Annotated in this window: 23 protein-coding genes and 2 pseudogenes; 4 read left to right on the top strand and 21 right to left on the bottom strand. The window is 68.3% G+C overall.

What is annotated here, in order from left to right:
• From HF526_RS36630 to HF526_RS35930, 7 genes are all read right to left on the bottom strand, one after another.
• A partial coding sequence (locus HF526_RS36630; protein ID WP_338051881.1) for a glutamine amidotransferase occupies positions 1–138 on the bottom strand: 138 nt, incomplete at its 3' end.
• A 95-nt stretch (positions 139–233) separates the two neighbouring features.
• On the bottom strand, positions 234–1691 hold the full coding sequence (locus HF526_RS31045) for an aldehyde dehydrogenase family protein (RefSeq protein ID WP_211178068.1): 1458 nt from the start codon (positions 1689–1691) through the stop codon (positions 234–236).
• Positions 1692–1826: 135 nt separating this feature from the next.
• Complete coding sequence (locus HF526_RS31040; protein WP_169385209.1) at positions 1827–3314, bottom strand: aldehyde dehydrogenase family protein; 1488 nt, start codon at positions 3312–3314, stop codon at positions 1827–1829.
• Positions 3315–3373: 59 nt separating this feature from the next.
• Entirely contained in the window at positions 3374–3715 is a 342-nt protein-coding gene (locus HF526_RS31035; protein WP_169385208.1) for a cupin domain-containing protein, read from the bottom strand.
• A gap of 39 nt (positions 3716–3754) precedes the next feature.
• Positions 3755–4822: a phosphotriesterase family protein gene (locus tag HF526_RS31030; RefSeq protein ID WP_169385207.1), complete on the bottom strand. Its 1068-nt coding sequence runs from the start codon at positions 4820–4822 to the stop codon at positions 3755–3757.
• A gap of 80 nt (positions 4823–4902) precedes the next feature.
• Positions 4903–6357, bottom strand: a complete 1455-nt coding sequence (locus HF526_RS31025) for a nicotinate phosphoribosyltransferase (protein WP_169385206.1) — start codon at positions 6355–6357, stop codon at positions 4903–4905.
• A 144-nt stretch (positions 6358–6501) separates the two neighbouring features.
• Positions 6502–6909, bottom strand: coding sequence for a LacI family DNA-binding transcriptional regulator (locus HF526_RS35930; RefSeq protein ID WP_239029368.1), 408 nt, complete (start codon positions 6907–6909; stop codon positions 6502–6504).
• Between the two features lie 1292 nt (positions 6910–8201).
• Between HF526_RS35930 and HF526_RS31015 the strand changes: the two genes are divergently transcribed.
• Positions 8202–8729: a hypothetical protein gene (locus tag HF526_RS31015; protein ID WP_169385205.1), complete on the top strand. Its 528-nt coding sequence runs from the start codon at positions 8202–8204 to the stop codon at positions 8727–8729.
• Positions 8730–8862: 133 nt separating this feature from the next.
• On the opposite strand, the gene HF526_RS31010 is transcribed toward HF526_RS31015, so the two are convergent.
• The 9 genes from HF526_RS31010 to HF526_RS34840 form a co-directional block, all read right to left on the bottom strand.
• Complete coding sequence (locus tag HF526_RS31010; protein ID WP_169385204.1) at positions 8863–9807, bottom strand: nucleoside hydrolase; 945 nt, start codon at positions 9805–9807, stop codon at positions 8863–8865.
• 85 nt (positions 9808–9892) lie between these two features.
• Complete coding sequence (locus HF526_RS31005) at positions 9893–10240, bottom strand: cupin domain-containing protein (RefSeq protein WP_169385203.1); 348 nt, start codon at positions 10238–10240, stop codon at positions 9893–9895.
• A 272-nt stretch (positions 10241–10512) separates the two neighbouring features.
• A complete protein-coding gene (locus HF526_RS31000) occupies positions 10513–11475 on the bottom strand; it encodes an acrylyl-CoA reductase family protein (RefSeq protein WP_169385213.1) in 963 nt (320 codons plus the stop codon).
• A 35-nt stretch (positions 11476–11510) separates the two neighbouring features.
• The gene (locus tag HF526_RS30995) at positions 11511–11846 is read right to left on the bottom strand and encodes an NIPSNAP family protein (RefSeq protein ID WP_169385202.1); all 336 of its coding nucleotides are present in this window, start codon (positions 11844–11846) and stop codon (positions 11511–11513) included.
• A gap of 209 nt (positions 11847–12055) precedes the next feature.
• Positions 12056–13054 carry a LacI family DNA-binding transcriptional regulator gene (locus tag HF526_RS30985; RefSeq protein ID WP_239029367.1) on the bottom strand — a complete coding sequence of 333 codons (999 nt, stop codon included), beginning with the start codon at positions 13052–13054 and terminating at the stop codon, positions 12056–12058.
• Positions 13055–13367: 313 nt separating this feature from the next.
• Positions 13368–14141, bottom strand: a complete 774-nt coding sequence (locus HF526_RS30980) for an HAD family hydrolase (RefSeq protein ID WP_239029366.1) — start codon at positions 14139–14141, stop codon at positions 13368–13370.
• A gap of 133 nt (positions 14142–14274) precedes the next feature.
• Positions 14275–15093, bottom strand: a complete 819-nt coding sequence (locus tag HF526_RS30975) for an aldo/keto reductase (RefSeq protein ID WP_169385211.1) — start codon at positions 15091–15093, stop codon at positions 14275–14277.
• 248 nt (positions 15094–15341) lie between these two features.
• Positions 15342–16781 (bottom strand): nicotinate phosphoribosyltransferase, encoded by a 1440-nt coding sequence (locus HF526_RS30970; RefSeq protein WP_169385200.1) that lies wholly within the window; start codon positions 16779–16781, stop codon positions 15342–15344.
• A 399-nt stretch (positions 16782–17180) separates the two neighbouring features.
• The gene (locus tag HF526_RS34840) at positions 17181–17336 is read right to left on the bottom strand and encodes a hypothetical protein (RefSeq protein WP_211178066.1); all 156 of its coding nucleotides are present in this window, start codon (positions 17334–17336) and stop codon (positions 17181–17183) included.
• Positions 17337–18250: 914 nt separating this feature from the next.
• Between HF526_RS34840 and HF526_RS30960 the strand changes: the two genes are divergently transcribed.
• Complete coding sequence (locus HF526_RS30960; RefSeq protein ID WP_169385199.1) at positions 18251–19312, top strand: phosphotriesterase family protein; 1062 nt, start codon at positions 18251–18253, stop codon at positions 19310–19312.
• 7 nt (positions 19313–19319) lie between these two features.
• On the opposite strand, the gene HF526_RS35925 is transcribed toward HF526_RS30960, so the two are convergent.
• Both HF526_RS35925 and HF526_RS35920 read right to left on the bottom strand, forming a co-directional pair.
• On the bottom strand, positions 19320–19760 hold the full coding sequence (locus tag HF526_RS35925; RefSeq protein WP_338051880.1) for a transposase: 441 nt from the start codon (positions 19758–19760) through the stop codon (positions 19320–19322).
• Between the two features lie 155 nt (positions 19761–19915).
• A pseudogene (locus HF526_RS35920) lies at positions 19916–19960 on the bottom strand (hypothetical protein); the annotation flags it as partial.
• Between the two features lie 260 nt (positions 19961–20220).
• On the opposite strand from HF526_RS35920, the pseudogene HF526_RS37575 reads away from it, so the two are divergent.
• Positions 20221–20508, top strand: a pseudogene (locus HF526_RS37575) (FCD domain-containing protein); the annotation flags it as partial.
• Positions 20509–20622: 114 nt separating this feature from the next.
• On the opposite strand, the gene HF526_RS30945 reads toward HF526_RS37575, so the two are convergent.
• From HF526_RS30945 to HF526_RS30935, 3 genes are all read right to left on the bottom strand, one after another.
• Positions 20623–22152 (bottom strand): dynamin family protein, encoded by a 1530-nt coding sequence (locus HF526_RS30945; RefSeq protein ID WP_169385198.1) that lies wholly within the window; start codon positions 22150–22152, stop codon positions 20623–20625.
• The gene (locus HF526_RS30940) at positions 22149–23912 is read right to left on the bottom strand and encodes a P-loop NTPase family protein (protein WP_211178064.1); all 1764 of its coding nucleotides are present in this window, start codon (positions 23910–23912) and stop codon (positions 22149–22151) included. Before HF526_RS30940 ends, HF526_RS30945 begins: the two co-directional genes overlap by 4 nt.
• A 98-nt stretch (positions 23913–24010) precedes the next feature.
• Positions 24011–25174: a serine-rich family protein gene (locus HF526_RS30935; RefSeq protein ID WP_169385197.1), complete on the bottom strand. Its 1164-nt coding sequence runs from the start codon at positions 25172–25174 to the stop codon at positions 24011–24013.
• Between the two features lie 36 nt (positions 25175–25210).
• On the opposite strand from HF526_RS30935, the gene HF526_RS30930 reads away from it, so the two are divergent.
• Positions 25211–25537: hypothetical protein (locus HF526_RS30930; RefSeq protein WP_211178063.1), on the top strand; the 327-nt coding region annotated here is incomplete at its 3' end.

Raw genomic sequence — 25537 nt, 5'->3', positions numbered from 1 at the left:
GTCCAGGAAGACACCAGCCCCCTCCTCGTACTCGGTGGAGTGGAACTGGTCGAAACCCTTCATGTGGATCGTGTGCTTGATCCACGACTCACCCGCGACCAGGACGCGCAGCGGGGGTGTGCTCAGGTTGTCGGGCACATGCCCTCCTCTCGGCTCGGAATTTACTATAAACGATTCTTGCTGCGGGCTGACGACACCCGCCCGAGCGGGTCACGCGTCGGCCGGTGGCCGCCTCATAAGCTCACTCCCGAGAGCACGAGCAGCCGCGATTCGGTGTAGTCCTCCATCGCGGCCCGCACTCCTTCGCGTCCGATGCCGGACTCCTTGACCCCTCCGTACGGCATCTGCTCGGCCCGGAAGGTTGGGATGTCGCCGACGATGACGCCTCCGACCTCCAGCTCCCGATGTGCGCGGAACGCCGTCTGGATGTCGTGGGTGAAGATCCCGGCCTGCAGGCCGAAGCGCGAGTCGTCGAGCGCCCGCAGGCCCTCGTCGACGCCGTCCACCGCCGCGACGGTCAGCACCGGACCGAAGGCCTCGTCCTGGCAGACCTGCGCGTCGGCCGGGGCGTCGACGAGCACGGTGGGAGAGACCAGCGCGTCGGTGACCTTCCCGCCGGTCAGAACCCGGGCCCCGCCCGCGACGGCTGCGGTGACCCACTCCCCGATCCGCTGTGCAGCTGCTCGGTTGATCAACGGCCCGACGGTGGTCGCCGGCGACCAGGGGTCACCCACGACGAGCTGCTCGACCTCGTCCACCAGCACGGGCAGGAACCGTTCGTACACAGTCCTGTCGACGAGGACGCGCTGCACCGAGATGCAGGACTGGCCGCCCTGGGCGTTTGCGCCGGTCGCGATCCGCCGGGCCGCCTGCCGCAGGTCGGCATCCGAACTCCAGTCCGGACAGATCAGCACCCCGGCGTTGCCGCCGAGCTCCAGAGTGACGTGCTTGCGGGGCACCGCGTTTCGGATGGCCCAGCCGACCGGTCCGGACCCGGTGAAGGACACCACGGGCATCCGCGGGTCGGCGACGAGACCGGCAGCGACCTCGTCGTCCACCGTGAGCACCGAGAACGCGCCCGCCGGTAGCCCGCAGTCGGTCAGGATCTCGCCCAGCAACAGGGCGCTGAGCGGCGTCTTCGGCGCGGGTTTGAGCACGATGGGCGCGCCCACCGCCAGGGCGGGCGCGATCTTGTGGGCGGCCAGGTTCACCGGGAAGTTGAAGGGTGTGATGCCCAGGACCGGACCCCGGGGGAACCGGCGCTGCAGGGCCAGGCGTCCGTCTCCGCCCGGCTCGCTGTCCAGTCGCTGGAGCTCACCCGACCACCGCACCGCCTCCTCCGCCCCCCACCGGAAGGTCAGGGCGGCGCGCTGCACCTCGGCTCGCGACCATGTGATCGGCTTGCCGCTCTCCCTGGTGATCGTGGCGGCGACCTCGTCCATGCGCTCGACCAGACCCGTGGCCGCCTGTCGGAGAGCGTCTGCGCGTCGGTGGGCGGGAACCGCGAGCAGGCTGCCGGCCGCCTCGTGGGCCAGTTGCAGCGCCTGCTCCACGTGCTCGGGGTCGGCGAGGGCGACCTCGGCCACGAGCTCGTCCGTCCAGGGGTCCCGGACCGGCAACGTCCCGGAACCGGACACCGGCTGCCCGGCGATCCAGGCCCCCGCCCGCCGGACGGCCGTGGTGCCGGTCATGGTGCCGCCCACCCGGCGTCACGGGTGCTGGCGAGGGCGGTGGTGTCCTGTGGTCTGCTGAAGCGGACGAAGACGTCGTTCATGGGGCTTCCGATCAAGCGTGGGAGGGGGTGGGACGAGGACTCTGCGGGTGCGCTACGCGCTGCCACCCGGCTTCTCCTCGAGGACCATCGTCTTGTTCTCCAGGTAGGGCAGCAGCCCTGCGACGCCGCCTTCACGGCCGATGCCGGACTGTTTGAACCCGCCGAAGCCGATGCCGAAGTCTGCGCGGTTGTCGTTGTGGCCGACGGTGCCCGCCCGGAGCTGCCGGCCGACCGCTAGCGCCTTGTCCACGTCTCGGGTGAACACCGAGGCGTTGAGGCCGTAGATGGAGTCGTTGGCGATGCGGATGGCATCCTGCTCGTCCTTCGCAGGAATCACCGTCAGCACGGGACCGAAGATCTCCTCCTGCGCGATCCGCCACGAGTTGTCCACGTTCCCGAAGACGGTCGGTTGGACGAACCATCCGCGGTCGAGGCCGGCCGGTCGTCCACCTCCGGCAGCGAGGGTCGCTCCCTCGCTGAGCCCGATGTCGACGTAACCCTCGACTCGTTCCCGCTGCCGTTCTGTGGCAAGCGGACCCATCTGCACGGCCGGATCGAAGGGGTCCCCGACCGTCACCTGCGAGAACACTTCGGCGAGACCCTCCACCATCTCGTCATGCCGATGGCGGGGCACGATGATCCGGGTCAGGGAGCCGCAGATCTGGCCGGTGAGGAAACACTCCGCCCCGGCCAGGACGCGGGCGGCCTCGGCGATGTCCGCATCGTCCAGGACCACTGCCGCAGACTTGCCGCCGAGCTCGAGCGTGAAACGGCCGACCCGCTCGGTCATGATGCCGGCGATGGCCTTGCCCGCGGCGGTCGATCCGGTGAACGTGATCTTGTCCACCCGAGGGTCTCGGACGAGGGTCTCGGAGACCTCACGATCGGCGGTGACCACATTCAGCACGCCCGCGGGCAGCCCGACTTGCTCAGCGATCTCGGCCATGATCAGCGCTGCGCCCGGCGCCTCGGGGGAGGCCTTGAGGACCACGGTGCAGCCGGCCAGCAGGGCGGGGGCGAGCTTGTAGGCGATCAGCGTCATCGGCACGTTCCACGGGATGATCGCGCCCACGACGCCGACCGGCTCCCGCACGATCGTCCCGTATCCGCCACCGCCGGACGGGGTGGCGGGCTCCTCGAAGGGGAACGACGCCGCGAGCTCGGCGTAGTAGGAGTACGCGCCCGTGACCTCCCCCATCGCCGCGCGTGCCGCGCCGGCGAGGATTCCCGACTCTCGCGGCCAGATCTGCGCGACGTCCTCGACGCGGTCCTCGACCGCGGAGCTGATCGCCCGGAGGTACTCGGCGCGCTGCCCGTGCGTCATGCGCGGCCAGGGGCCGTCGTCGAACGCCGCCCGTGCCGCACCGACCGCGGCGGCGATGTCGGCGTTCCGCGCCTCCGCGACGCTGAAGTACACCTGCTCGGTGACGGAGTCGACGACGTCGATCGTGTCCGAGGACGTCGGGGCGACCCATCGGCCGCCGATGTAGAACTCGTCCGGCCGGTCGAGGGGTACAGCGCCGGCGGTCGTGATGTCCACTCGCTATCTCTTTCCTTCTCTGTCGGCCCGTCGTGACGCCGTCAGGTGCGGGGTACGGGTCAGGATCCGGACTTGACCGGGGGGACGTAGAACGACACCTTGCGGATGGTCTCGATCGTCCGCCAAGTGTCCGTGTCCCCGGCGAACAGGCGGACGACGTCCCCCGGCCCGATCACGATCGTCTCTCCGGTGCGGTGGAAGGTGACCTCCGCCTTACCCTCGAGCACCACGAAGATCTCGTCGGCTGTGACGCCCTCGTACTCCCCGACCTCGGCTCCCCAGACGTCCACGGCAGTGTCAGCGGTCAGGCCGTCCAGGTAGCGGGCGCCGGTGCGGAATGTCGGCGTCTTCGGCTTCCAGTCGAGCTCGGCTGAGAAGGCGTTTCCCAGAAGCTGACTCACAGTTCTCCTCACAGGTGTACAGGCTCTCGTTCCGAGAGGTCAGTGGTCGGCGTGCGCGCCGCGGGCCGCCGTGAACAGGCGCCGGGGGTTGGCGGTGAGCAGGCTCGCGGTCACCTCGCCCGGGACGCCGTGGCGTTCCAGCCGGGGCAGGAAGAAGCGGGGCACGTAGCCGTAGCCGTTGCCGCCGTTGCGGGTCCACATCGCCTTCGTGGCCATGTCGTGGCTCAGTAGCAGGCGCTCGGCGTAGCCCGCGGCGACGAGCGCGGCGACGGCGTCCGCGGTCTGGTGCGGCGCCGGGCACTGCCCCTCGCCCGCGTAGAAGAAGGGCATGCCGATCATGTCGAACTCCAGCCAGACGCCGCGCTCGGCGACGGCCCGCTGGTAGTCCCGGTCCTCGCCGGAGGGGTCCATGTGGCACAGCACGACGGCCTCGGGCCGGACCCCCTCCTCGTCGAGGACGATGTCGAGGACCTCGTGGGCGCGCCGCTGCCAGCCCGGCAGGTGGACGAACAGCGGGACGCCGAGCTCGCGCTGCGCGCGGGCGGACGCACGCAGGTGCGTCCGTTCGGCCTCGGTGAACTGCGGGGAGACCCCGATCTCGCCGATGATCCCGGGCCGGATGCCCGTGTCCCCGACACCGTCCGCGAACTCGGCGAGGATCTCCGCCACCAGGTCGTCCACTGTGGTTTCTGCGCGGCGGGCGGAGTGGAAGATGTGCACGTACCAGCCAGAGCCCATGATCACGTTGAGCCCGGTCCGCTCCGCGATGTCCCGCAGCGCCAGGGGGTCCCGGCCGACGTCGCCGTTGGTGCAGTCGACGACGGTCCGCCCGCCCGCCTCGACGAAGTTCGCCAGCTCCGCGACCGTGGCGTCCGGGTCGTCCTGGGTGGCGTTGTCCCGACAGCAGCGGGGGTCCTCGCGGAGCACCCACTGCATCGACGGGCTCACCTCGGCGTGGAACAGCGCGCGCTCGGCCGGGTCCTCGGGCTCGGCACGGGGCCTGCCGGACCAGTCGCTGAGCAGGTGCTCGTGGGTGAGCGTCATCCCGAGGGCGTCCACCGGAACCGGGCCGCGCACAGTACTGACCAGCACGGTCGGGTCATCCATCGGGTCAACCTCTTTCGTTCGCGTGGGGTCCCGGCGCCCCCGCCCGGGAAGGTGGGGGCAGGGGCGCCGGGTGGACGACGTCAGGCCGAGACGGCCATCTCCGAGGAGACGGTGCGCATCTGACCGACGTGGTCGATGTAGTAGGACTCGGGGACCTCCTTCTCGCTGTTCGCGATCAGCTCGGTGAAGTCCCACTTCTTGAGCAGCTTGCCGTTGCGGAACACCGGCTGCAGCACGTTCTCGGACTCGGGGATGGAGCCCTTCGGCACCGTCGTGTAGACGCCGTTCTCGTGCTTGAGCGCCAGCCGGCCCTTCTTCGACACCTTGAACGAGGCGCCCGTCGGCGACTTGGCGATGTCGCGCCACTCGCCGTCCACACAGACCGCGGACGCCTTCTGGCCGAAGTTCATCGTGTCGCGGTTCCAGTGCTGCAGCAGACCGCCACCCATGCCGAACACGGCGTTCTCGGCGGAGAACCCGCGGCGCTCGAGCTCCATGTAGACCTGCGGCAGCGAGTGGAAGTTCACCCCGTCGCCCTGCACCACCCGGACGAACGGGGGCAGCACCTTGAAGCCCTTGGAGTTCACGGTGTAGCCGAAGCTGTCCATCAGCCAGCCGGTGGTGTCGGCGGTGACCTGGACGATGTCGCCCGAGTCGGGCCGGATGCCGACGAGGCCGGGGAAGTTCTGGATCTGCTCCTTGAGCTCGCCGCCGATGATGTTCTTGACGCAGTTCTCGTGGTCGTAGGTGTCGGTGAGCAGCAGCGCGCAGCCCTCGGGAGCGTAGACGTCCAGCATGTTGCGCAGGGCGTCGACCTCGTGCTCGCGGCCCCAGGCGCAGAACCCGGCGTGCTCGGAGTTCGGGCCGGAGTTGGAGACCTTGCCGGCGTTGTAGAAGCGCTTCGCGGCAAGGATGCCCGGCACCGTGTCGGACTGGTCGAAGTTGACCAGGTGCGCCAGGCCGCCCAGCGCCGCCGACTGCTGCGAGCTGACGCCACGGGCGCCGTAGTCGTGCAGCATGTTGCGCAGCCCGGCCGTGCTGTCGGCCGTGCGCTCCAGCGCCTCCTTGACGACCATCTTGGACAGCCAGCTGACGGTGCCGATCGTGGTCGGGTACCACACGGCGCGCAGCAGCGCGGTCTCGAAGAAGCTGGTGGCCCAGTAGTACTTCGGGTCCGTGTTGATCACCTGGACGAGCACGTTGCGGGCCGGGAGGACCGTACCCTCCGGCACCGCCTCGATCTCCACGGGCAGGTAGCCGCCGTGGTCGTTGAGGATGCCCAGCCAGTTCTCGCGATTGAAGTGCATGCCCTGCTCGCGGACCACGAACTCGGCCTCGTCGATGTCCTCGAGCGTGATCGGCTTCATCAGCTTCTCGCGCAGGTAGACCTGCAGACCGACGAACTGCGTCACCGGGAACAGCCCGCCGCGGGACTCGATGTAGCTGGACACGTACTCCGTGCCCTTCGGGTACAGCGGGTAGTGGCAGTGCTTGTAGTTGTCCGTGTCGATGATCAGGTTGTCGAGATAGCCCATCGATCCGCCTTCGTGAGAGTCGTTTCTACTGGTGGACTTCGTGCGCGTTTTCGGGCCGGTTTCGCACCGGCCGGCCGTGAGCGTCGCTCAGATCGGACGCCCCGTTCACACCCCGGAGAGCCTGGCTCACCGAGCCCGTCGAAGCTAGGGGTCGCAACCGGAGTAATACGATCGTAACGTTTCCACTCCGGCCGAACCTAGCTGACCTGGGGCGATTCCGGAACGCCGCGATACCGGACAGCCTTTCGGGTGACCCGGCGACCGCCCGTCGCGCGGTGCTGTCGGACCTGCCCGCGACCAGCACAGGCTGGTGACCCCAGCCGCCGAGCCACCCACCAGCCACGCGACGGCCGAGAGGGTTGGATGGACTCGATTCTTCAGTGGGCACAGCTCGCCCCGTCCAGGACGCGCGGACCCGTTGGGCGAGTACTCCAGCACCTGGACCGCGTCCAGCACCCGGTTGCGCCGCTCCAGCGTGACCGGTCCGGAGTCGGCGAGCACATAGGACACCGTGCTCGCCGACACCCGGGCGTGCTCGGCCACGTCCTTCATAGTCGGCCGCTTGCGCCTGCGGTCAGACTGCGTCACGTCGCGCTGCCTCCTACCCATCTCACCGAGGCCTGCAGGCGTGCCGCTCAGGACGGTATCGAGGTCCACAGGACGGCGTAGTGCGACCACCCGACGAACTCCGGCAGCGCCCGGTGCGGAGCGAGGTCGGAGGGCGAAGGAGACCGTGCGATCGACGTCCGCAGTTGTCGCCGAGTGCGACCGTCCCGATCGGCTTCGCGGTCGACGGGGCGAGCACGTCCAGGGGGCCGAGCTCAACGGCGCGATCCACTCGCCAGCGGGGCGAAGAAACGATCCGACTTCACCTCTACCTCCCTTCCACCGCCGAAAACCTGCACTCAGTCGGCCATGAAGCGGGTGTACGGCCTTCGTCGACCAGGCATAGATTGGAAACGATTCTGGTATCGTAGGTCACCTCGCGCTGGCAGGTCAAGCAACGGGCACGGGCAAACCCTTCGTCCGGGAGTGGCGCCCGCGCGGGAGAGACGAACCTCGATGACAGCGACCCGGACGAGGCGGTCGCCCCGATCAAGCCGTGCCTCGACGCGGCCTCAACCACCTTGGTGTGCCACAGCCCGGCCACCATTGCCGACGCGCACAACCGCCGAGCGCGATGTCGGACCCAGCCCGCTGGGTCGGGAGGCGGTGCTGTCGTTCCGCGCACGACGAGCTGCGGACCGCGGGCTGTGTCTTCGGGTTCGCGCTCGGGAAGGTTGAGCCGCTCGACCAGCACCTACTACCGCAACAGCGGTTTGATCAGTCCGGTGGTCGTTCGCCGCGGCGCCGGTAATGGCAGTCGCGGGCCTGCTGCTGGCGTTCGCGTCGCCAGGTCGACCGGTGCATGACGTGGTCGATGCAGGCTTGCGGGGCGAGGACGAGCGCGGCGAGGAGGCGGCGCGGCTCGTTGCCCGACAGCGGGATCAGCCGACGGTGGCCGGTCGTAGGTCCCCCTTCTCGGCCTCGCGTCCGTGTTCGGTGGCGCGGGTGACGGCGAGGCGCACGGTGCACGCCGACGGAACGGGCGGCTTCGCCGGCGCCTATCCGTGGATCGTCAAGACGACTGGGGCGGGTCAACCACTTCTACGTCTACGCCGTCGACGCAGACTTCGGAACGTTCTTTGTCAAGTTCTGCTCCTACTTCCCCTACAACGCAAAGCTGTGTCTCAACGGGCACGAGTGGGCTAAACGCCAGGCGGCGAAGGCGGGCCTGGGGTTCACCGTCCTGAACAACGGCTTCGCCACCTGCGCCGACGCGGAGGCGGCGCAGGCGATCTGCGATGCGGGAGATCGGCCTCTCCGCCCACCGGCGCCAGCTCGGCGTCCAACGACTCAGCCATAACCCGATCCGCGCCGCCGAGGCCTTCACCGCCGTCCACCAGCCGAACCTCACCCGCGACGGGCACCGCGTCGCCGGACTACGCCTGGGTGATCACCGCGCGCAGGCGCTGCTGCAAGTGCTGCTGGTGTTCCGGCTGCTCCCACGCGGGTTCCGCAACCCCGACCTGCGCGAGCTGCTCGGCCTCGCCCCCACCGGGCCATCGGCCGGGCAGGTCAGCTACGACCTGCGCCGACTCCGCGCCCACGGCCTCATCGCGCGGGCCCCCGGCAGCCACCGCTACCGGGTCACCGACACCGGACCGGCCCACGCCACACTGATCACCGACATCCACACCCGCCTCCCCGAGCCCGGGCCGGCCCAGTTCACCGACCCCGACCCACCCGCACCCAGCGCCCTGCGCGCCGCCGCCCGCAACTACCGGCACGCCCTCGACCACTTCACCCAGCAGGCCCGCTTCGCCGCATGACACCCAGACCTTGACTCGATCACACCGACTTTGTCGTTCCTAGCCGAGCTAGGCGCCACACTCGGTCAGCGCGAGTCCGCACGTATGGATCGATGACTCGTCCTCCGCCTGCTCATGGCGCAATAATTAGGGCTTACCGTTTCAGGCAGTCGTCGAGAATCCGGTGAAATCGCTCACTGTCGGCATGAACAGCGAAACGTGCGTTACCCACCGTTCCGCTGCTCCCGTGCAGGTAATCAATGGTTGTCCGACCGTAATTCTGGGGGCTCACCGTTTCGACGTCGACGGTGACCTCCGTCAGCTCGAGAACGGCCGGTTCAATAGCGTAAGCAACGCAGAGCGCGTCGTGGAGAGGGGCAGAAAGAAGAGCCCCTATACCATGAGGATCGGTTGCGTAGTAGCTGTCGATGTAGTACTCCGTGACAGCCGAGACGACGTGACCGGCGCTGGTCTCAAGCTCTCGGTAGCGCCGCAGGTCGTCACGACTCACGAGCACCTCGTGCGTAGCGTCGAGAGGCACGACGGTGAGGCGCTCGATGCCGGCTCTAAAGACGACATCGGCCGCCACGGGGTCGGCGTAGATGTTGAACTCCGCTGCTGGTGTCCGGTTTCCGGACTTCTTCCATGCGCCGCCCATGACGATGACCTCTTCGACCGAGTCGAGGACGTCGGGTGCCACCGTCAACGCGGCTGCGAGGTTGGTCAGAGGGGCGACCTGGATCAGGGTGATCGGATGAGTCGCGCGGCGCAACGTTTCGACCAGCCATTCCACGCCACGCCAGCTGTGCGGTGTGAGCCCCGCCACCCCGACTGGCAGCGTGTCCTGGTGGAACATTCCTTCCGCCGGGTTGGGTGCGGACGGGTAAGGACTCGGTGCGAAGCGGCGGGCCAGGCCGGCGTGAACCTCGACCTCGCTCTTGCCGATCGCGTGTAGGACACGCAGCGTGTTGTCGGTGGCTTGATCCCGCGTCAGGTTCCCGACCACCGTCGTGCACCCGACCAGTTCGACATCCGGGTGCATGGCGGCCATCGTGAGCGCGACTGCGTCGTCGTTGCCGGTATCGACGTCCAGGATCACTCGCCGGGGCATCCGCTGTCCGCCTCTCGCATCGGGGCCGACCAGGCCAGGGGCGCCGGCGGGCGCTCGCAGCGGGATAACCACGTCATGAGCCCGACTCCGACCAGATGGACACCTTCCGAAGCCGCTCGATGGTCCGCCAAGTATTGCGCTGGCCCTTATTGAGGCGGACGACGTCGCCGGGTCCGATCTGGATCGTTTCCTTTGTGTCGTCGAACGTGACCTCGGCACGTCCTTCCAGGACCACGAAGACCTCGTCGTCGGTCACGCCCCTAATGAGTCCTGGCTCCGCCTCCCACACGCCGATCTCCGCCCCATCGACAGTGCCGATATGGTAAGTACCGGTCGGTACCGTGATGCTGGCGTCCTCTAGTGATTCGTACCCTTCAGGCTGGAGCTGGTAGCGGAACACGTTTCCGAGATGCTGCGTCATTCTATGTACTCCCTTTCGCGGTATTCTTACTTCTTTGGTGCAGTCCCGAACGCCCATCCGGGGCCGGGATCACCCGACCGAGGCTCATGACTCATCGCGGGTGACTTCGCCCAGTTCTGCTACGGGCTGACCGATGCATCGGTCGAGGCTTCCACGGAGCGCAGGGCGCCGCGCTTGATCTTGCCGGTCGCGGTCTTGGGACGTCGTCGACGATGTAGATCCGCCGGGGGTACTTGTACGCCGCGAGTTGCCCTCGTGCGACGCCTTGTCGCTCACTTGTGGACATCGACGACGACACGCCCGTGTACCCGGCCTGCCACGACATCCTGCGACACGCTCGCCGCGTCCTCGAGCCCCACGACCGAAGTGATCGAGTCGAGCAGCTCGTGGTCCACGTTCGCCACCCGGTCCCATGCTCGCCGCCGTCGGTACTCGGAGGCGTAGACGGAGTCGATACCGAGCAACGAGACCCCTCGCAGGATGAACGGCAGCACCGTCGAAGGGAGATCGATCCCTTGTGCGAGACCGACCGCGGCGACCACGCCTCCGTAGCGGGTGGCGGCCAGAGCCGAGGCGAGGGTCGTACTGCCGACGGAGTCGACCACCGCGCTCCAAGTGGGAGTCGCCAACCCGTCGCCGGCCTCGGCCGGCAGTCGGCCGATGATCTCGCGCGCCCCCAGCCGGAGCAGCGAATCCCGCAGCTGGTCTGCCCGTCCGGTTGACGCCACGACATCGAAGCCGGCCTGTGCCAGCACGGCGATGGCGATCGTTCCGACGCCACCACCCGCGCCGGTGACCAGAAGCGGCCCGTTCGAGGGCCTCACACCAGCCTCGAGGATCGCCTCAACGGCCAGCCCGGCGGTGTACCCCGCAGTCCCGATCGCGGCGGCGCGCCGCTGATCGAGCCGCGAAGGTAGTGCCAGCAAGAAGGCCCCCGGAACGCGTGTCCGCTGCGTCAGCCCCCCGTCACGATCGGTCCCGAGACCGAAGCCATTCGCCACCACCTCATCGCCGACCGCGAACAGTGGACTCGAAGAATGGGTCACCGTTCCCACGAAGTCGATACCGGGAACGATGGGAAGGTGCTGCGGGATGGGCGAGCCCGCCTCCATCACCTTTCCATCCTTGAAATTGAGATCCGAGTAGGAGACGTCGACCTCGACATCACCCCAGGGCAGGTCGTCGTCGGTCAGCTTGTCAACCGAAACCCGGGTCGAGTCGCCGACTGGATGGATCCGTACCGCATGGAACTCGCGCCCATCACTGCTGCTCAGTTCTTATCCCGCTCATCGAACGAACTCGCGTCGACCAATCGCCGCCTCATCGACTGCACCAATGGGCCCTCCGCCTCGCTCGCGCGAAACACGGCGATCCACTCCGGGTCACGGACGAACTCGCCCCATTTGCGCTCCATGTCTGCGACATCTGTGAACCGGAGCGTGTAGACGACCTCGTTGAACGAGTGATCGCCCACCGAGGTCACGCCGATCTGAACGAGGTCCATCTGATGTTTGTCGAACAGGCGGAATGTGTGCTCATTGAATCTCGTGATGAGCGACTCAAGGCGGCCGGGCGTGGCGACGTACTCTCGGACCTCGTATAGCATTCTCTATCCTTCTCTATCGATTGCGCTATGATTCGACCGCCACTGGAACTCGCACCGGCACGTGCAACAGCGACCGCCGCGTTCGCTTCCTTGCCGCCGCCGTAGCGCCCTGTGCTGGCGCCGACGACGGCTCTGTCCCGGCCCGGGAAGTTCGTCGGTCGAGACGACGACGTCGACATTGACGGCGCCGACGACGAGCACCCGGGCAGTCATGTGCCTTCCCTCGGAGGGCACACCGATTCGCGCAGCTGCACGGTCGCCGGCAGCACACCGAGTGCTTCGGACTCGTCGTTCTCGAGTAGATCGAACAGCGCCGACGCCGCGCGGGACCCCATCTCGTGCGCGGGCTGGCGAACGGTGGTCAGCCTGGGCGTCAGCAGCGCGGAGACGGGGAGATCGTCGAACCCGACGATGCTCACGTCCTCGGGGACCCGCAGACCGACTCGTCTGCAGTACTCCATGGCGCCGATCGCCATGAGGTCGTTCGTGCAGAGCAGTACCGTCGGCCGTGGGCGGGACGCCAGCGCTTTCGCCGCAAGTTTCTCGCCCGTGGCCTGTCGGTAGTCGCCGGGGAAGACCGGTACCGAATCTGGGTCGAGTCCTGCTCCCGCAAACGCCTCTCGGTAGCCCGCGAGCCGCTGCTGGGACGTCCAGAGCGACGGTGGACCGCCAATCACGGCCACCCGCCGGTGCCCCTGCTCCAGGGCGTGCGCGGCAACCTCGCGAGCTCCCTTCCGGGAGTCGCAGACCACCGCAGGCAGATCCATACCGGAGAGCTGCTCATCGACCAGCACGACGGGGCCTGAGCGGGCCAGCCGGTAGAGCGACGCCGGCATCGACCCGGTCCCCGACAAGTAGACGACGCCGTCGATCCGCTGGCTCCGCAGGAGCTCCGCCTGCTTCTCCTCCGGCTGTCGCGTCGCATCGGGCACGACCAGCACGACGAGTACGTTGCGCTCTGACGCCACCTTCTGTACGCCTTCGGCGACCATCGCGAAGAACGGATTGGTCAGCTCCGGCACCACCATCCCGATCGTCGAGGTGCTGCGCAGCTTGAGGTTGCGGGCGGACTCGTTCGGCGTGTACTCCAGGACCCGAACCGCATCGAGCACCCGACTCCGCCGCTCGGGCGCGACCGGACCCGAGTCGTTGAGCACGTAGCTGACCGTGCTCACCGACACACCCGCATGCTGGGCGACATCCTTCATGGTGGGCCGCTTACGCGCACGGTCGGACCGCGTCATGACCACGCCCCCCGGCACCATGTCACGTGCGCGCACTCATACGAATCGGCCCTTTGTGTAGGGGGGACGGGTTCGACCGTGGCGATCTCCCGAGGCTTCCCAACTGATCATTATGTCCGACCCCGGCGGGTTGCCGTGTCGCCGGGCGGCCGGGCCGGGCTCAACTTTCGGGTTCGTGGTCCCCCACGACCCGGCCCCTGTCGGCCCAACACCTGCCCTATGGCCTGCGGCCTCGATCAGTGAGTATCGAACGCCGGGGCCGGCCGGCGGGCCTGCGTTACTCATCAGCCACTCTGCCTTCCTCTGGCTCTCCACAGGCAACCATAAACGATTCTGCCGGGTGTGGAGACGGCCGGCTGAGTGATCCTCGCCAGGTCGTGTCGACGCAAGTGGGCGACAGCAGGCGACGGCCGATCGAGTATGCCTCTCTCAGGTCGGTGCCGACGTAGCTTGCCGACGCTAGCTGGGCGATGGCCGGGCTCGGGTTCACCCCGACGGCGTGCGGCAGCCAGGTGAACAGGTCGAGATCCGACGACGAGTCGCCGTAGGCGACACACGCCTGCGCCGTCAGGTGATGCCGGGTCAGAGCATCCTGAGTGATCTTGACCTTCGCCTCCGGTAACAGGGTGGCCCCATCCGGCAGCGGCCGGCCGACCTCGACATCCGAGCCGTAGGTCTCATGTGCGCCCCAACGCTGCAGCCTGCGGGCGAAGAAGGCCGGGGACTGCGTGATGACGATCGCGATCTCACCTCGGGCCCGAATATCGGTGAACACGTCGACGACGCCTGTCATCCAGCAGGCGCCCTCGAACGCAGCGTCGAGATCGGCCTCGGTCGCCTCGGCGCAAATATCGAGCAAAATCTCCCAGAATGCCTGGTCCGAGATGGAGCCAGCAAGCCACCGAGACTCGATGTCCTGACCGACGGTGAGCTTCCCGAAGTGTCGGGCTAACTCGATCGTTGCGGCACCTCGAAGGAGGGTGCCGTCCATGTCGAAGACATGCAGACGTCGGCCATGGTCCGACTTGTCGGCACCTGGGCTCTGCGACATGAGCTCTCTTTTCAGGGAAGGCCACACGGGACGATGCCCGCGGGATGCCTACAAGGGTTATTGGGTCAGGCGTCACTCGACAGAAACGAATCGCCGAACCGTCGGGCCGCGGGAAAACGAAGACCTTTCCGGATCAGGACAACGTCTCGAGGGGGACGACACCCGGCGCCGGGAAGGCGCGATCCAGGACCTCGAGTTCCTCGTCGGTGAGCTCGAGGTCCAGTGCTGCAGCGTTCTCCTTGACATGGGCAAGCCGGACAGCCTTCGGAACGGCGATGACGCCCCCACTACGGACCGACCAGGCCAGCGCGACCTGCGCCGAGGTGGCTCCACGCTCTGTCGCCACGCGGCGGAGGTCGGGATGATCGAGCAACGCGCCCTTCTCGATGGGCGAGTAGGCCATGATCGCGGCGCCCACGCGCTCACACCAGGGGAACAGATTCGCCTCCGGACCGCGACGGGTGAGGTTGTAGAGGATCTGATTGCAGGCGGGGACGGCGCCCTCCGGCAAGTCCTCCAGATCGTGCAGGTCGAAGTTGCTGACCCCCCAGGCCTGGATCGAACCCTCCTCGCGCAGCTTCTCGAGCCCGGCCACCGTTTCCACGAGGGGAACCTCACGGCGCCAGTGCAGCAGGTAGAGATCCAGCCGATCGGTCTCCAGGCGCCTGAGACTCGCATGGCATGCGGCGACCGTGCCCTCGGTGGTCGCATTCTGCGGGAGCACCTTGCTGACCAGAAAGACCTCGTCGCGTCGGCCACGCACCGCCTGACCGACGACCTCTTCTGCAGCCCCGTCGGCGTAGAGCTCGGCCGTGTCGATCACGGTCATTCCGAGATCGATACCGGTCCGCAAGGCGGTGATCTCGGCCGGGCGGTCCGCACCCATACGCCAGGTGCCCTGGCCGATCGGTGGAACATCCGCTCCGGCCAGCCGAACTGTATTCAGGGTCATATCAGAGGGTCCAATATCGTAGCTTCTTCCTTGACCGAGAACATCACAACCACGAAAACTCCATCCGCGGGTTTTCGTCCTCCGGTGTCCGAGGTCGCTCGCAGCTCTACCGGCCCGGCCATCCCCGAGCACGCCCTGGCGCTCGGGACCGTGATCGAGCGGTCGGCCGCGCACCTGGTGGGCAGGCTGGGTCGCACGGGGGCGGGACCGACCCAGGGGAGCACGGGTCGGTCCCGCAGCGGCCGGCCTCAGTGCACGCCGGCGACTCCCTGTACGACGCCCGAGTAGTAGCTCTCCGGAGTCGGCCGCTCGCTCCGCTCGATGAGCTCGGTGAAGTCCCACTGGCGCAGCATCTTGCCGTCACGGAAGACCGGCACGAGCTGGTTCTCCTCCGCCGGGATGGAGTCGCGGGGGACGGTGGAGTACGTGCCGTCGGTGTAGCGGAGGGCGAGCCGGCCCCCCTTCGACCGCTTCATCGCGCTGCCAGTCGGGGCCTTCACGGTCTCTCGCCACTCGCCGTTGATGCGCATAGCGCTGGCCTTGAACCCGAAGTTGAGCGTGTCCCGGTTGACATGCTGCAGCAGGCCGCCACCCATCCCGCAGAGCACGTTGTCCGCCGCCAGGCCCCGCGCCTCCAGTTCGGTGTAGATCGCGATGTAGGTGTCGATGGTGAGCCCGTCGCCCTGGATCACCCGGATGTTCGGAGGCAGGACCTTGAACCCCTTGCCGTTGGTCTCGTACCCGAAGCTGTCCATCAGCGACTCGACGGTGTCGACCGGCACCTTGATCGGATCGCCAGAGTCGCACCGCACCGCGACGAGACCCTGGAACTGGCTGATCTCGTCGTGCAGCTCCTTACCGAGGATCTCCTTGACCGCCCGGTCGTGGTCGAACGTGTCGACCAGAAGGCCGGCCACGACGACCCCGGGGAACTTCAGAAGGCTGCGGAACGTGTCCGCCTCGCCATCCCTGCCGGCGGCCGCCACGGTGGAATGCTCCTGGAAGACGGCGCTGCCGTTCGGGGCCGCCGCGTTGTACCACTGCCGGGCGGCGACGTACGCGGGAACCGTGTCGGTTTGGTCGAAGTTGACCAGGTGCGCCATTCCGCCGAGCCCGGCCGACTCCAGCGAGCTGACCCCGCGATTGCCGTAGTCGTGCAGGTACATGCGGATTGCCTCGGGGTGATCGGAGGTGCGCTCCAGGAACCCCTTTATCAGCTGCTTAGCCATCCAGCTCAGGGTTCCGACCGTGGTCGGGTACCAGACGGCCCGGAGCAGGGCGGTCTCGACGAAGCTGGTGATCCATGGGTAACGCGGATCGGTGTTGATCAGCTGCACGAGGACGTTGCCGGTCGGGAGAACGGTGCCCTCCGGGACCGCCTCGATCTCGATCGGGAGGTAGCCGTCGTGGTCGTTGATCAGGTCGATCCAGTTCTGGCGGTTGAACGGGATGCCCATCGGCCGGTGCACGGCCTCGGCCTCGTGGATGTCGTCGAGGGTGATCTGCCGAGTGAGGTACTCGCGCAGGAAGGCCTGGAGCCCGACAAACAGTGTCGCGGGGAAGCGGCCGCCACGTGATTCGACGTAGCTGGAGACGTACTCGGTGCCGTCCGGGTACATCCCGTAGTGCGCGTTCTTGTAACTATCGACGTTCACAATGATGTTGCGCCACAGCGACGATTCGCCCATGTCAACTCTCCTGATCGTATGCCTACAGGTAGGGGGCCTGGTCAGAGGCGAACGCGGACCAAGCCGAGGACTGTGTTCGTTGACTCACCCCGCCCGCGCCGCCTCCGGTGGTCATGAAGCGGATGGTGGTAAGCCGCTCAACCGGTGGTCAGCGGCCCACCCTTGCCGTCGTCGGGGCCATGGAGGCGGTCTCTCGATCCGAGCAGGCCGGCCTCGATGAAGGAATCAGCTTCCGTTCACCACGTGGTCAGGGAAGCGAAGGCGTTCCTGGATCGGAGGCTGAGGCAGCTCACGCATATCCCAACCATCGACGCGCTCAGGAATGATCCGGTACCAACGCCGCGCCGCTACCGCACCCGCACTGAAGTAGTACTCGAGGTGCGGGTGACCGACGTGGAACTACTTCTCAGCCACCAGATCCAGGAGCTGCTCGACGAGCTCCGGATCGTCAACCTGATTGGCTGTCCCTTCAAGCTGAACCACACGCACGTTGGAAATCTCGTCCCCCTCGTCGATCACCGCGGACACCCGGCCACCCGCGTCGATGACCTCCATGTGGCGGGCGTCAGGGGTCGTGCTCTGTCCCGGATCACCAAGGGTCGGCTCGAGAGACACATAGACGGTCTCGTCTACGACGACGAACCACGCCGGCGAGACATTGATCGCCCGTTTGGAAGGGCAGGCGCAAGCCTGAGCCGCCGAGCCCTTTCCGCGAAGGCCTGGCACTTGACGCCTTCGAGGGGAGCAAGCTCCCGAGGGAGGTAGCCATGTGGTCGTCCTCTCAGTCCAGGGCAGCGAGTGCTGGCCCACGCCGAATGAGATGTCGCCGTCTGACCCAGACGGCGGACGCCGTCCGCGTGCCGATCTCCGCTGCGACCCGGGCTTGAACAGCCGAGTGCTCGCCGACCGCGGTCTAGAGCGACTGGTCGAGGCCCTGTCGCCTTCTGTGGTTCCCGTCCCGAAGCCGCCCGACAAGCGAGCGGCTGAATCGTTTCTATTCCTTGGACAACAGATCTACCTCCGTAGTGTCGGGCGCTGCGAGTGACCATAGCGACGTAGGCTGCGTCACAGCAATACTCAGAACGTTTCCATCCTGTTAGATGGCCGAGCCCATAGCTCCCCATCACCGCCGGAGACGCCGTGATCGACAGCTCAGCCTTGAACCGATCGAGCGCCGGCGGCGGGCGTCTGACGAGCACAGAGCGCGGCGTTGCCAGCCGCGACTGTGGGCTCGCGATCCCCGGCGGCCGAACCGCGCGTAGCCCTCTCTACAGGTGTTCACATGGCGGAGACCTCGAGGTTGCCGGCACGGGCAGGCGGACGCAGGCCGCCGCGGTACGGCAGTGGACAACGGCCGCACCGCCCACGCGTTAGCGACACGTGCGGCACAAGCTCCCCCGGATCGACGATGGCGCGGCATCCAGTCCGGGCCTGCGCCCGGCACGATCCCGACACAAAGGAGAACCCAGATGGCTTCAGCGGTAGCCGACCAGGCCGTGCAGGTGAACACGGTTCGAGGCCCCGTATCGGTTGACGAGCTTGGTATGACCTTGACCCACGAGCACCTCATCAGCGACTTCACGAAGCGGTTCATGCCGCCCGAGGGCGCCGCCGAACGCAAGCTGTATGGCAGCCCCGTGGGTCCGTCGATGAACTGGCTACTTGCCGATCGTCCGTTTTGCTGCTTTGACAACGGGTGCCAGGACGACCCGCTCGCCACGGCCGCCGAACTTGGGAACTTCAGTGAGGCAGGCGGACGGACAGTCATCGATTGCACAAACGGAGACATCGGGCGGGACCCTCTAGCACTCAGAGAGATCTCCGACAGGTCAGGAATCAACGTCGTGATGGGCTCCGGCTGGTATGTCCACGGATTTCACGACAGCAGGACCGCCTCCGCCGGGGCCGACCAGCTCACCGAGGAACTCCTGGCCGAATTCACCGACGGAGTCGGCGACACGGGACTTGCGCCCGGAGTCATCGGGGAGATCGGGGTCTCGCCTGACTTCACTGACGCGGAGAAGCTCCGGCTGCGCGCTGCATCTCGTGCCCAACGCCAGCTCGGAGTTCCGCTCATGATCCACCTGCCGGGCTGGCAACGTCGAGCCTTCGAGGTACTCGACATCGTGCTGGGCGAGGAGGGAGTTACCCCTTCGGCAGTCGTCATGTGCCACATGGATCCGTCTGGCCATGACGTGGAATACCAGCGCGCCGTTGCCGATCATGGCGTCTGGCTCGAGTTCGACATGATCGGGATGCCGTTCTATTACCATGGGGAAGGTCAGTCTCCCGCCCCTGACCAAACCGCAGCCGCGGTCGCCGGCCTAATTCGGGACGGGTACTCCGCACGAATACTGTTGAGCCACGATGTGTCCGCCAAGAGCATGTGGACCTGCAATGGCGGGAACGGATTCGGCTACGTCCCAAAGTTTTTCTTGCCTCGCCTGGAGCGTCATGGAGTGACGCCCGACGTGGCGGCAGAGCTGATGACCGCGAACCCCGGACGCCTATTTGCGGCTTCGCGCACCTAGTGCTTCGTCAGGCAACGTTGGGTAGGTAATCGGGTCTGCGGATCTTGGAGTCGACGGCGAAGCGCCGTTTGGGTTTGGCGCGCTTGTTGGCCCAGCGGATGTAGCCGGCGATCGCGGCTTCCTGGGCGGAGTGGGAGGGGTAGTCGCTGCCGTCGAGGGTGACGTGGCGCAGCGCGGTGAACTCGCACTCGATCCAGTTCAGCCAGCACGCGTTGGTCGGGGTGAACACCAGCTCGATGTCGTGGGCGGCGCACCACGCCTGGGCCTCGGCCTTGTGGTGGGAGCCGTAGTTGTCGCACACCAGGTAGAGCGGCCCGGCCGGGAAGCGGCGGCGCAGCCGGCGGCAGAAGTCGAGGAACTCCTGCCAGCGGATGCCGGGGTCGCGCAGGATCGCGCGCACCGTCTCGGTGCTGATGGGGATCCGGTGATGCTCGCCCAGGTGCTCCACCAGCTTGGACAGGCTCCAGGTGGTGAACGGCGGCCCAGTTGCTGCGGCGGGGTCTTGGCCACCCGGCAGACGATCTCGCGGGCGGCGAGGCCGAACCTACGGGGCCGGCCCCCGCTCCATTGTGGGTCCAGCGCCGCGAACCCCTTCTCGTCGAACGCGTGGATCACCTCCCGCGCGTACTGCGGCGTGGCGGCGAACATCGCGGCTGCTTCCGCCGCGCTGCGCCCCTGCACCGAGGCGAGCACGATTCCGGCACGCCGCAGCCGCACCCGGTCCCTGGCCGTCCTCGTGATCTTGACCAGACGCTGCGCCTCCGCCGGTTCCAGCGCGCGGACAAACACCTCAGGCTGTCGAGGCGATCGCGCAGCCGGCCGCCGAGGGCCTGATCGACATCGCCCCCAACCGCACCCGGCACGTCACCCGGGTGACGCAGAACAGCGCGCTCGAGCTGGTCGACGTGATGGCCGTGCTGGCCTGCGCGGGCTTCGAGTGGGGCGTGCACAACCTCACCGATTCGCACCTGGACCAGATGCGGCTACACCTCGACGAGTTCATCGAGAACCTCAGTTCCGGCAACGTAACCGCCGCCGGGGCGGCCGGTGCCGACTTCAGCACCATCGCCATATCGGCCAGCGGCAACCGCGAGCTGCAGACCCACGTCGACCTCGTCGTGACCCGCACCCTGCGCCTGCTCGCGCTCACCGCGGACAGCGACGTCTGGCAGGTCTGGATCGACGGCTACCGGGAGACGCTCGCGCTCCTGCGTGCCGACGCCCGGGCCGCCGCCGTCACCCGCTACCGGCAGATCTTCACCCGCGCGAGTCGGCACTTTCGGTCGTGCGAGTCGCGGTTCTCCCGCGCATCACCACGACCGGGCCATCGGGGTGACCGCGGCCAGCGGGGCCGCGGGGACCGGCCACGCAGCAGCCCTCGGTGCAGCCGGGGTGTGCGCCAGGACCGCCTCGCAGCTACGGACCGCAGCGCGGTAGGCCTGCGCGGTCACGACGTCGAGCACCGGATGCTCCAACCGGTCCCGCCAGAACCGGACGGCGCGCAGTGCGGTGTCGCGCACCTGAGCCGGCGGCGCATCCCGGGGCAGGCCGAGCCGTTGCGTCGCCGAGGTACCGGCGCCGCCGAGGACGAGCTCCAGCGTGTCCCGGATCGGCTCCGGCAGCTCCAGCACGTGCAGCCCGGACAGCACGCGCAGCTCGACGAACGCGTGCCTGTCGGCGAGCAGCCGGTCCGTCGAGCGCAGCAGCCGACCGGTGCCCGGCCTGCGGTGGCGCAGCAGGATCCGCCGCAGTGACCGCAGCGCCGCGTGCGTCTTGAGCTGCCCGTTGCGCTGGCCGAACCGGATATCCAGGCTCCGCCGGAGCTCGTCGAGGCCGCTGCGGCGCACCAGCTCGGCGGCCAGTGCGGACGCATCGGCGGCGCCCGACCGGATCGCCGACACCGCGACGCGGATGCCGAACACCCCGAACGTGTCCAGCAGCTGCGCGCGGCGCGCCGCCGAAACCGGCAGGTCGCTCTCGGGCCGGGTGAAGCGCGAAGTGGAGATCATCGCCGTGGCGAGGGTGTCCTCCGGCACGCCGGCCAACGCACGCAGCGCGGTGAACTCGCTCTGCCGCAGCGTCTGACCGCGCAGCGCCAGCAGGCCCGACACCGGCACGAAGTCCTGGTGCAGCCCGTCCAGCTCACGCGCCGCGCGGAGCTCCCCGCGGACCCGGTGGGCAGCCTCCAAGGAGGCGCCCCGGCCCCCGTCGGTCTCGTCGGCGCGGGACAGGACGCCGACCACGCCCAGCGGCCCGGCGCCTGCGCCTCGGTGCTCGCGCAGCCGGCGGAGAAACTGCACGTCGGAGTCGTGCAGGTTCCGCATGAGGTAGACGATCACGTCCGCCTCGCACGGCCCGTCCTCGGGCTCGAGGAACGCGAGCGTCCGCTCGGACACGTCGCGGGAGTTCGACGACGTCCCGGGGGTGTCGACGAGGGTGTAGCGCTCCAGCAGAGCCGATGGCCACCGGACCTCGAGGCGGCCGACCCGGTCGGCCGTCACCGCCCCGAGATCCAGCGACAGCCGGCCGCCGGCGCGCAGCACGGGCAGTGAGGTCACCACTCCGCCGTCGTGGACGAGATCGATGCGCGGTGCCGCGCCGCGGCTGAACCACGTGACGACCCGGGTGCACTCCGTGGCGTCGGTCGGCGCGATCTCCTCCCCGACGAGTGCGTTGAGCAGCGTCGACTTCCCGGACTTGAGAGCCCCCGTGAGTGCCACGCGCAGCGGTTCGTCGAGGCGCTGCTCGCAGGCGCGAAGCTCGGCGTCCACCCGGGGATCGCCGCCGAGCTCGGTGCGGGTCGCGCGGATCAGCGCGCGGGCCTGCTCGACGCCGGTCATCGGGTTGCGCCCGGCACCGTCGCGAACCCGGCGGCCCGCACACGCAGCTGGCGCAGCCGGCTGAGGCTGTCCTGAATCTCGTCCATGCGAGCCGCACGGCGGTTCTCGTGGATCTGGTTCGCCTCCTGCGCCGCGCGCAGTGCTTCGTCGGCCGACCGCAGCATCTCCCCCGCGACCTCGGTGAAGTGGTCGCGCAGGGTGCGCTGCACCTGACGCAGCCGGAACTTCGACTCCTTGCTCACCTGAAAGACCACGTCGTCCATCAGGCGGGCCACCGCGACCTTGGCCTCGGCCTGCCGCCGGGCTTTGAGTGCCTTGCGGTCCTCGTAGAACGTGTTGGCACCGAGGAGGACGCCGGCCCCGATCGACCACGGGTTCACCAGCGCGAGACCGGCGAGGCTCGTCAGCACACCGACCATCAGGATGCCGCCGTAGGAGCCGCGCATGCTCGTTATGACCCGCTGGAGGATCCCGGCCTTGCCGCTCTCCAGCGCCTCGAGCGACTGCACCGGATCGAGTACCGATCCGGTGTCGGCGATGTGCAGCTCCGGCAGCGGCACGTGCCCTTCCTCGGCGAACGTAGCCGCGACCTCGTCGGCGAGCGCCATGGAGCGGGTGTGCGCCATGACGAAGTTGTCGCACACGCACTCGGAGATGCGGCCGTCGAGCCAGCTGCCGAACGCCGCCCAGCGCTTGGCCGGGTCCGACTTCATGATGTCGGCCTCCGCCTCGCGGACGACGGTGCGCAGCCGGTGCCGCAGGTCGTGCTCGATATCGACCACCAATTCCGTCACGCCGTCACCGAGCGTGTACTGCCAGTTGGCCGTTCGCTGCCGCAACCGGTCCGCGGCGTCCCGGGCGGTGCACATGCGTTCGACCAACTCGGCGCTGCGGCGCGGGTCGTTGAGCGCGTCGAGTTCGGTGTTCAGGGCCAGCGCGACATGGTCGGAGACCACCCGGACGTCGTTGACGACCGCGTTGCGGGCGACGGCATCAGCACCGGCGATCACGGTGTCGCGCAGGAAGTTCAGCAGCTGCGGGACGCCCGATTCGACATCGAGCTCGGCGTCGCCGGTCCGGGTGGCGAGCTCGCGCATCGCGGACGAGACCGGCAGCAGCGGCAGGTCGAGCCCGGCGTCGTTCAGGTGTTTGCGGTTGGCCTTCTGGATGTCGGCCCACCGCGGGTAGACGTCGATCTTGTTGATCACGCAGATCACCATCGGGCAGATCCGGCGGATCTGGGAGAGGTAGGCGATCTCCGGCGCGGTGTACTCCCGACCGGCGTCGGAGACGAACAACACGGCGTCGGCCGTGGGCAATGTCGCGAGGGTGGACGCGGCGCGGCCGGAGTCCTCACCGGACGTCCCCGGCATATCGACGAACACCACACCGTCGGCCAGGATGCCGCTCGGGAACGCGAGCTCGGTGACCTCGCCGGAGCCCGGGGACGTGACCAGCCGGGTCGACTCGGTCTCGCCGTAACAGACCACGACGGGCGTCCCGGGCTGCGCCACAGCCGTCATGTCCGCCCCGACGATCGAACCGACGAGGCTGCTCATCCCCTTCCTCGATTCGCCGGTCACTACGATGCGCAGGCGCGGATCGCAGACCCGTTCCCTGGCCAGCGACAGGCGCGCGTCCAGATCAGCTCGGCCTGCGGCGGCGGTCAGCGTCCGGAGCTCATCGAGCAGCTCGGCCGGTGACTCCGTGAAGTCGGTGTTCTTTACTGTCCTGCCGGCGACATCGGTTGTAGCGGACACGATCCGCTCCTTTCTGGGGACCACGCGGGAGGTGGGGTGCACCGGCCCGCACATCGGAATCCGATGTGCGGGCCGGCCCACCCGTGGCGACCCTCGGCTCAGTGGTGCAGCTCGGTGGTCGCGGCGGGACTGTGGGTGAGGGTGGAGTGGTCCGTGGTCGCAGTCGTGTCGGGGGCCAGCCCGTTCGACAGGCCGCTGCTCGTGGCCGAGAGACCGGTGTGATCGGTCGTGGTCGCGGCGGCGGTGGGGTCGGTCGTCGTGACGTGCGGGGTGGTGGCCGCTGTCGAGGAGGTGTGGGACGTGTCGGTCGCTGCCGGGGTCACCGGCGTGGCCGTCGATACGTGGTGCGCTGTGGTACCGGCGGTCGACGCGGTGGCAGCAGTCGAGCCGGTGGCAGCGGTCGAGCCGGTGGCCGCCGATACCCCACTCGGGGCCGTCGTGCTCGCGGTCGGGGTGTGAGCCGCCGTCGAACCGGCGCCGGTCGACGTGCCGGTGACGCCGGTCGCAGCGGTGCCGGTGGACGAGCTCGATAGCAACGCGCTCACGTTGTCGCTCGCGTGGGTGGCGCCGGTCGAGGACGAACCGAGATCCGCGGTCGGCGCGGACGTGCCGGCAGCGGTGGCAACCGACGCCGCGTGACCGGTTGCGCCGGTGGCCGCCCCGTCGGTGGCCGGGGTGGCGCCGGTCGTGGTAGCGGTGGCGGCCGCGGTCCCGTTGTGCGCCGCCGTGTCGCCCCCGGCGATGCCGTTGGCACCCTGGGCGGGGCCGTTCCCGCTCATGGCGGCGCCGTTTCCGCCGGTGTAGCGGGACGTGCCGGTCTCGTCCGCCGTGTCCGACGCCGTGGCGGCGGCCGATCCGCTGTGCGAGATCGTGCTCGTGGTCCGATCGCTGGCGAGCGCCACGGACGTGGTTCCCGTCGACACTTCCTGGACGGTGCTGGTCAGCGGCTGCGACGTGACGTGGTAGCTCGCTGTACTCACCGGGGTCACGTTCACCGGCGTCGTGGCCACCGGCTGGGCCGTCGTGGCCACCGTGGCCGCGGCGGCCGTCGTGGATGACGCGGGCGCCGCGGAGAACGTCACCGACTGGCTCAGCGAGGTCGCGCCGTACGACAGACCGGCCGAGCCGCCTGTCGCGTACAGGCCGTTGGAGGCGTTGACGGGCTGGCCAGCAGCCGCGGGCTGGCCGAGACCGGCAGGCTGCCCGGCACCAGCGGACTGACCGACGTTGTGCTGGTCGTGGGACCCGGCACCGAAGGACAAGCCGGCTGCGATTTGTGCGCCCGTGACGGGACTCCCGTGATCAGCAGCGTCGGCGTACTGGATGTGCGGGCCGGCCTGGTGGGCGTGGTGGTTCTGGTCGGGAGTGCGGTTGTGATCGGTTTGCGTGCGGTGATCGCCCCGGTCTGCCTGACCCTGGTGCGCACCCTGATCACCCTGACCCTGGTGGTCACTCTGACTACTCTGACCACGGTGGTCACCCTGACCACTCTGACCCCGGTGGTCGCCCTGATCGCCCTGCCCCCGGTGCTCGCCCCGATCACCCTGACCCCGGTGCTCGCCCCGATCACCCTGACCCCGGTGCTCGCCCCGATCACCCTGACCCCGGTGCTCGCCCCGATCACC

The organism is Pseudonocardia acidicola, from assembly GCF_012911935.1.
GTDB lineage: Bacteria > Actinomycetota > Actinomycetes > Mycobacteriales > Pseudonocardiaceae > Pseudonocardia > Pseudonocardia acidicola.
The sequence above is the reverse complement of the archived record's forward strand: the minus strand, read 5'-3'. Positions and strand labels throughout refer to the sequence as shown.

Bases quoted from the DNA above. Each gene is read 5' to 3' on its own strand.
- HF526_RS31045 (WP_211178068.1), bottom strand. From the start codon at position 1,691: ATGACCGGCACCACGGCCGTCCGGCGGGCGGGGGCCTGGATCGCCGGG.
- HF526_RS31030 (WP_169385207.1), bottom strand. From the start codon at position 4,822: ATGGATGACCCGACCGTGCTGGTCAGTACTGTGCGCGGCCCGGTTCCG.
- HF526_RS31025 (WP_169385206.1), bottom strand. From the start codon at position 6,357: ATGGGCTATCTCGACAACCTGATCATCGACACGGACAACTACAAGCAC.
- HF526_RS35930 (WP_239029368.1), bottom strand. From the start codon at position 6,909: ATGAAGGACGTGGCCGAGCACGCCCGGGTGTCGGCGAGCACGGTGTCC.
- HF526_RS31015 (WP_169385205.1), top strand. From the start codon at position 8,202: ATGCGGGAGATCGGCCTCTCCGCCCACCGGCGCCAGCTCGGCGTCCAA.
- HF526_RS31005 (WP_169385203.1), bottom strand. From the start codon at position 10,240: ATGACGCAGCATCTCGGAAACGTGTTCCGCTACCAGCTCCAGCCTGAA.
- HF526_RS30995 (WP_169385202.1), bottom strand. From the start codon at position 11,846: ATGCTATACGAGGTCCGAGAGTACGTCGCCACGCCCGGCCGCCTTGAG.
- HF526_RS30985 (WP_239029367.1), bottom strand. From the start codon at position 13,054: ATGAAGGATGTCGCCCAGCATGCGGGTGTGTCGGTGAGCACGGTCAGC.
- HF526_RS30980 (WP_239029366.1), bottom strand. From the start codon at position 14,141: ATGTCGCAGAGCCCAGGTGCCGACAAGTCGGACCATGGCCGACGTCTG.
- HF526_RS30975 (WP_169385211.1), bottom strand. From the start codon at position 15,093: ATGACCCTGAATACAGTTCGGCTGGCCGGAGCGGATGTTCCACCGATC.
- HF526_RS30970 (WP_169385200.1), bottom strand. From the start codon at position 16,781: ATGGGCGAATCGTCGCTGTGGCGCAACATCATTGTGAACGTCGATAGT.
- HF526_RS34840 (WP_211178066.1), bottom strand. From the start codon at position 17,336: ATGGAGGTCATCGACGCGGGTGGCCGGGTGTCCGCGGTGATCGACGAG.
- HF526_RS30960 (WP_169385199.1), top strand. From the start codon at position 18,251: ATGGCTTCAGCGGTAGCCGACCAGGCCGTGCAGGTGAACACGGTTCGA.
- HF526_RS30945 (WP_169385198.1), bottom strand. From the start codon at position 22,152: ATGACCGGCGTCGAGCAGGCCCGCGCGCTGATCCGCGCGACCCGCACC.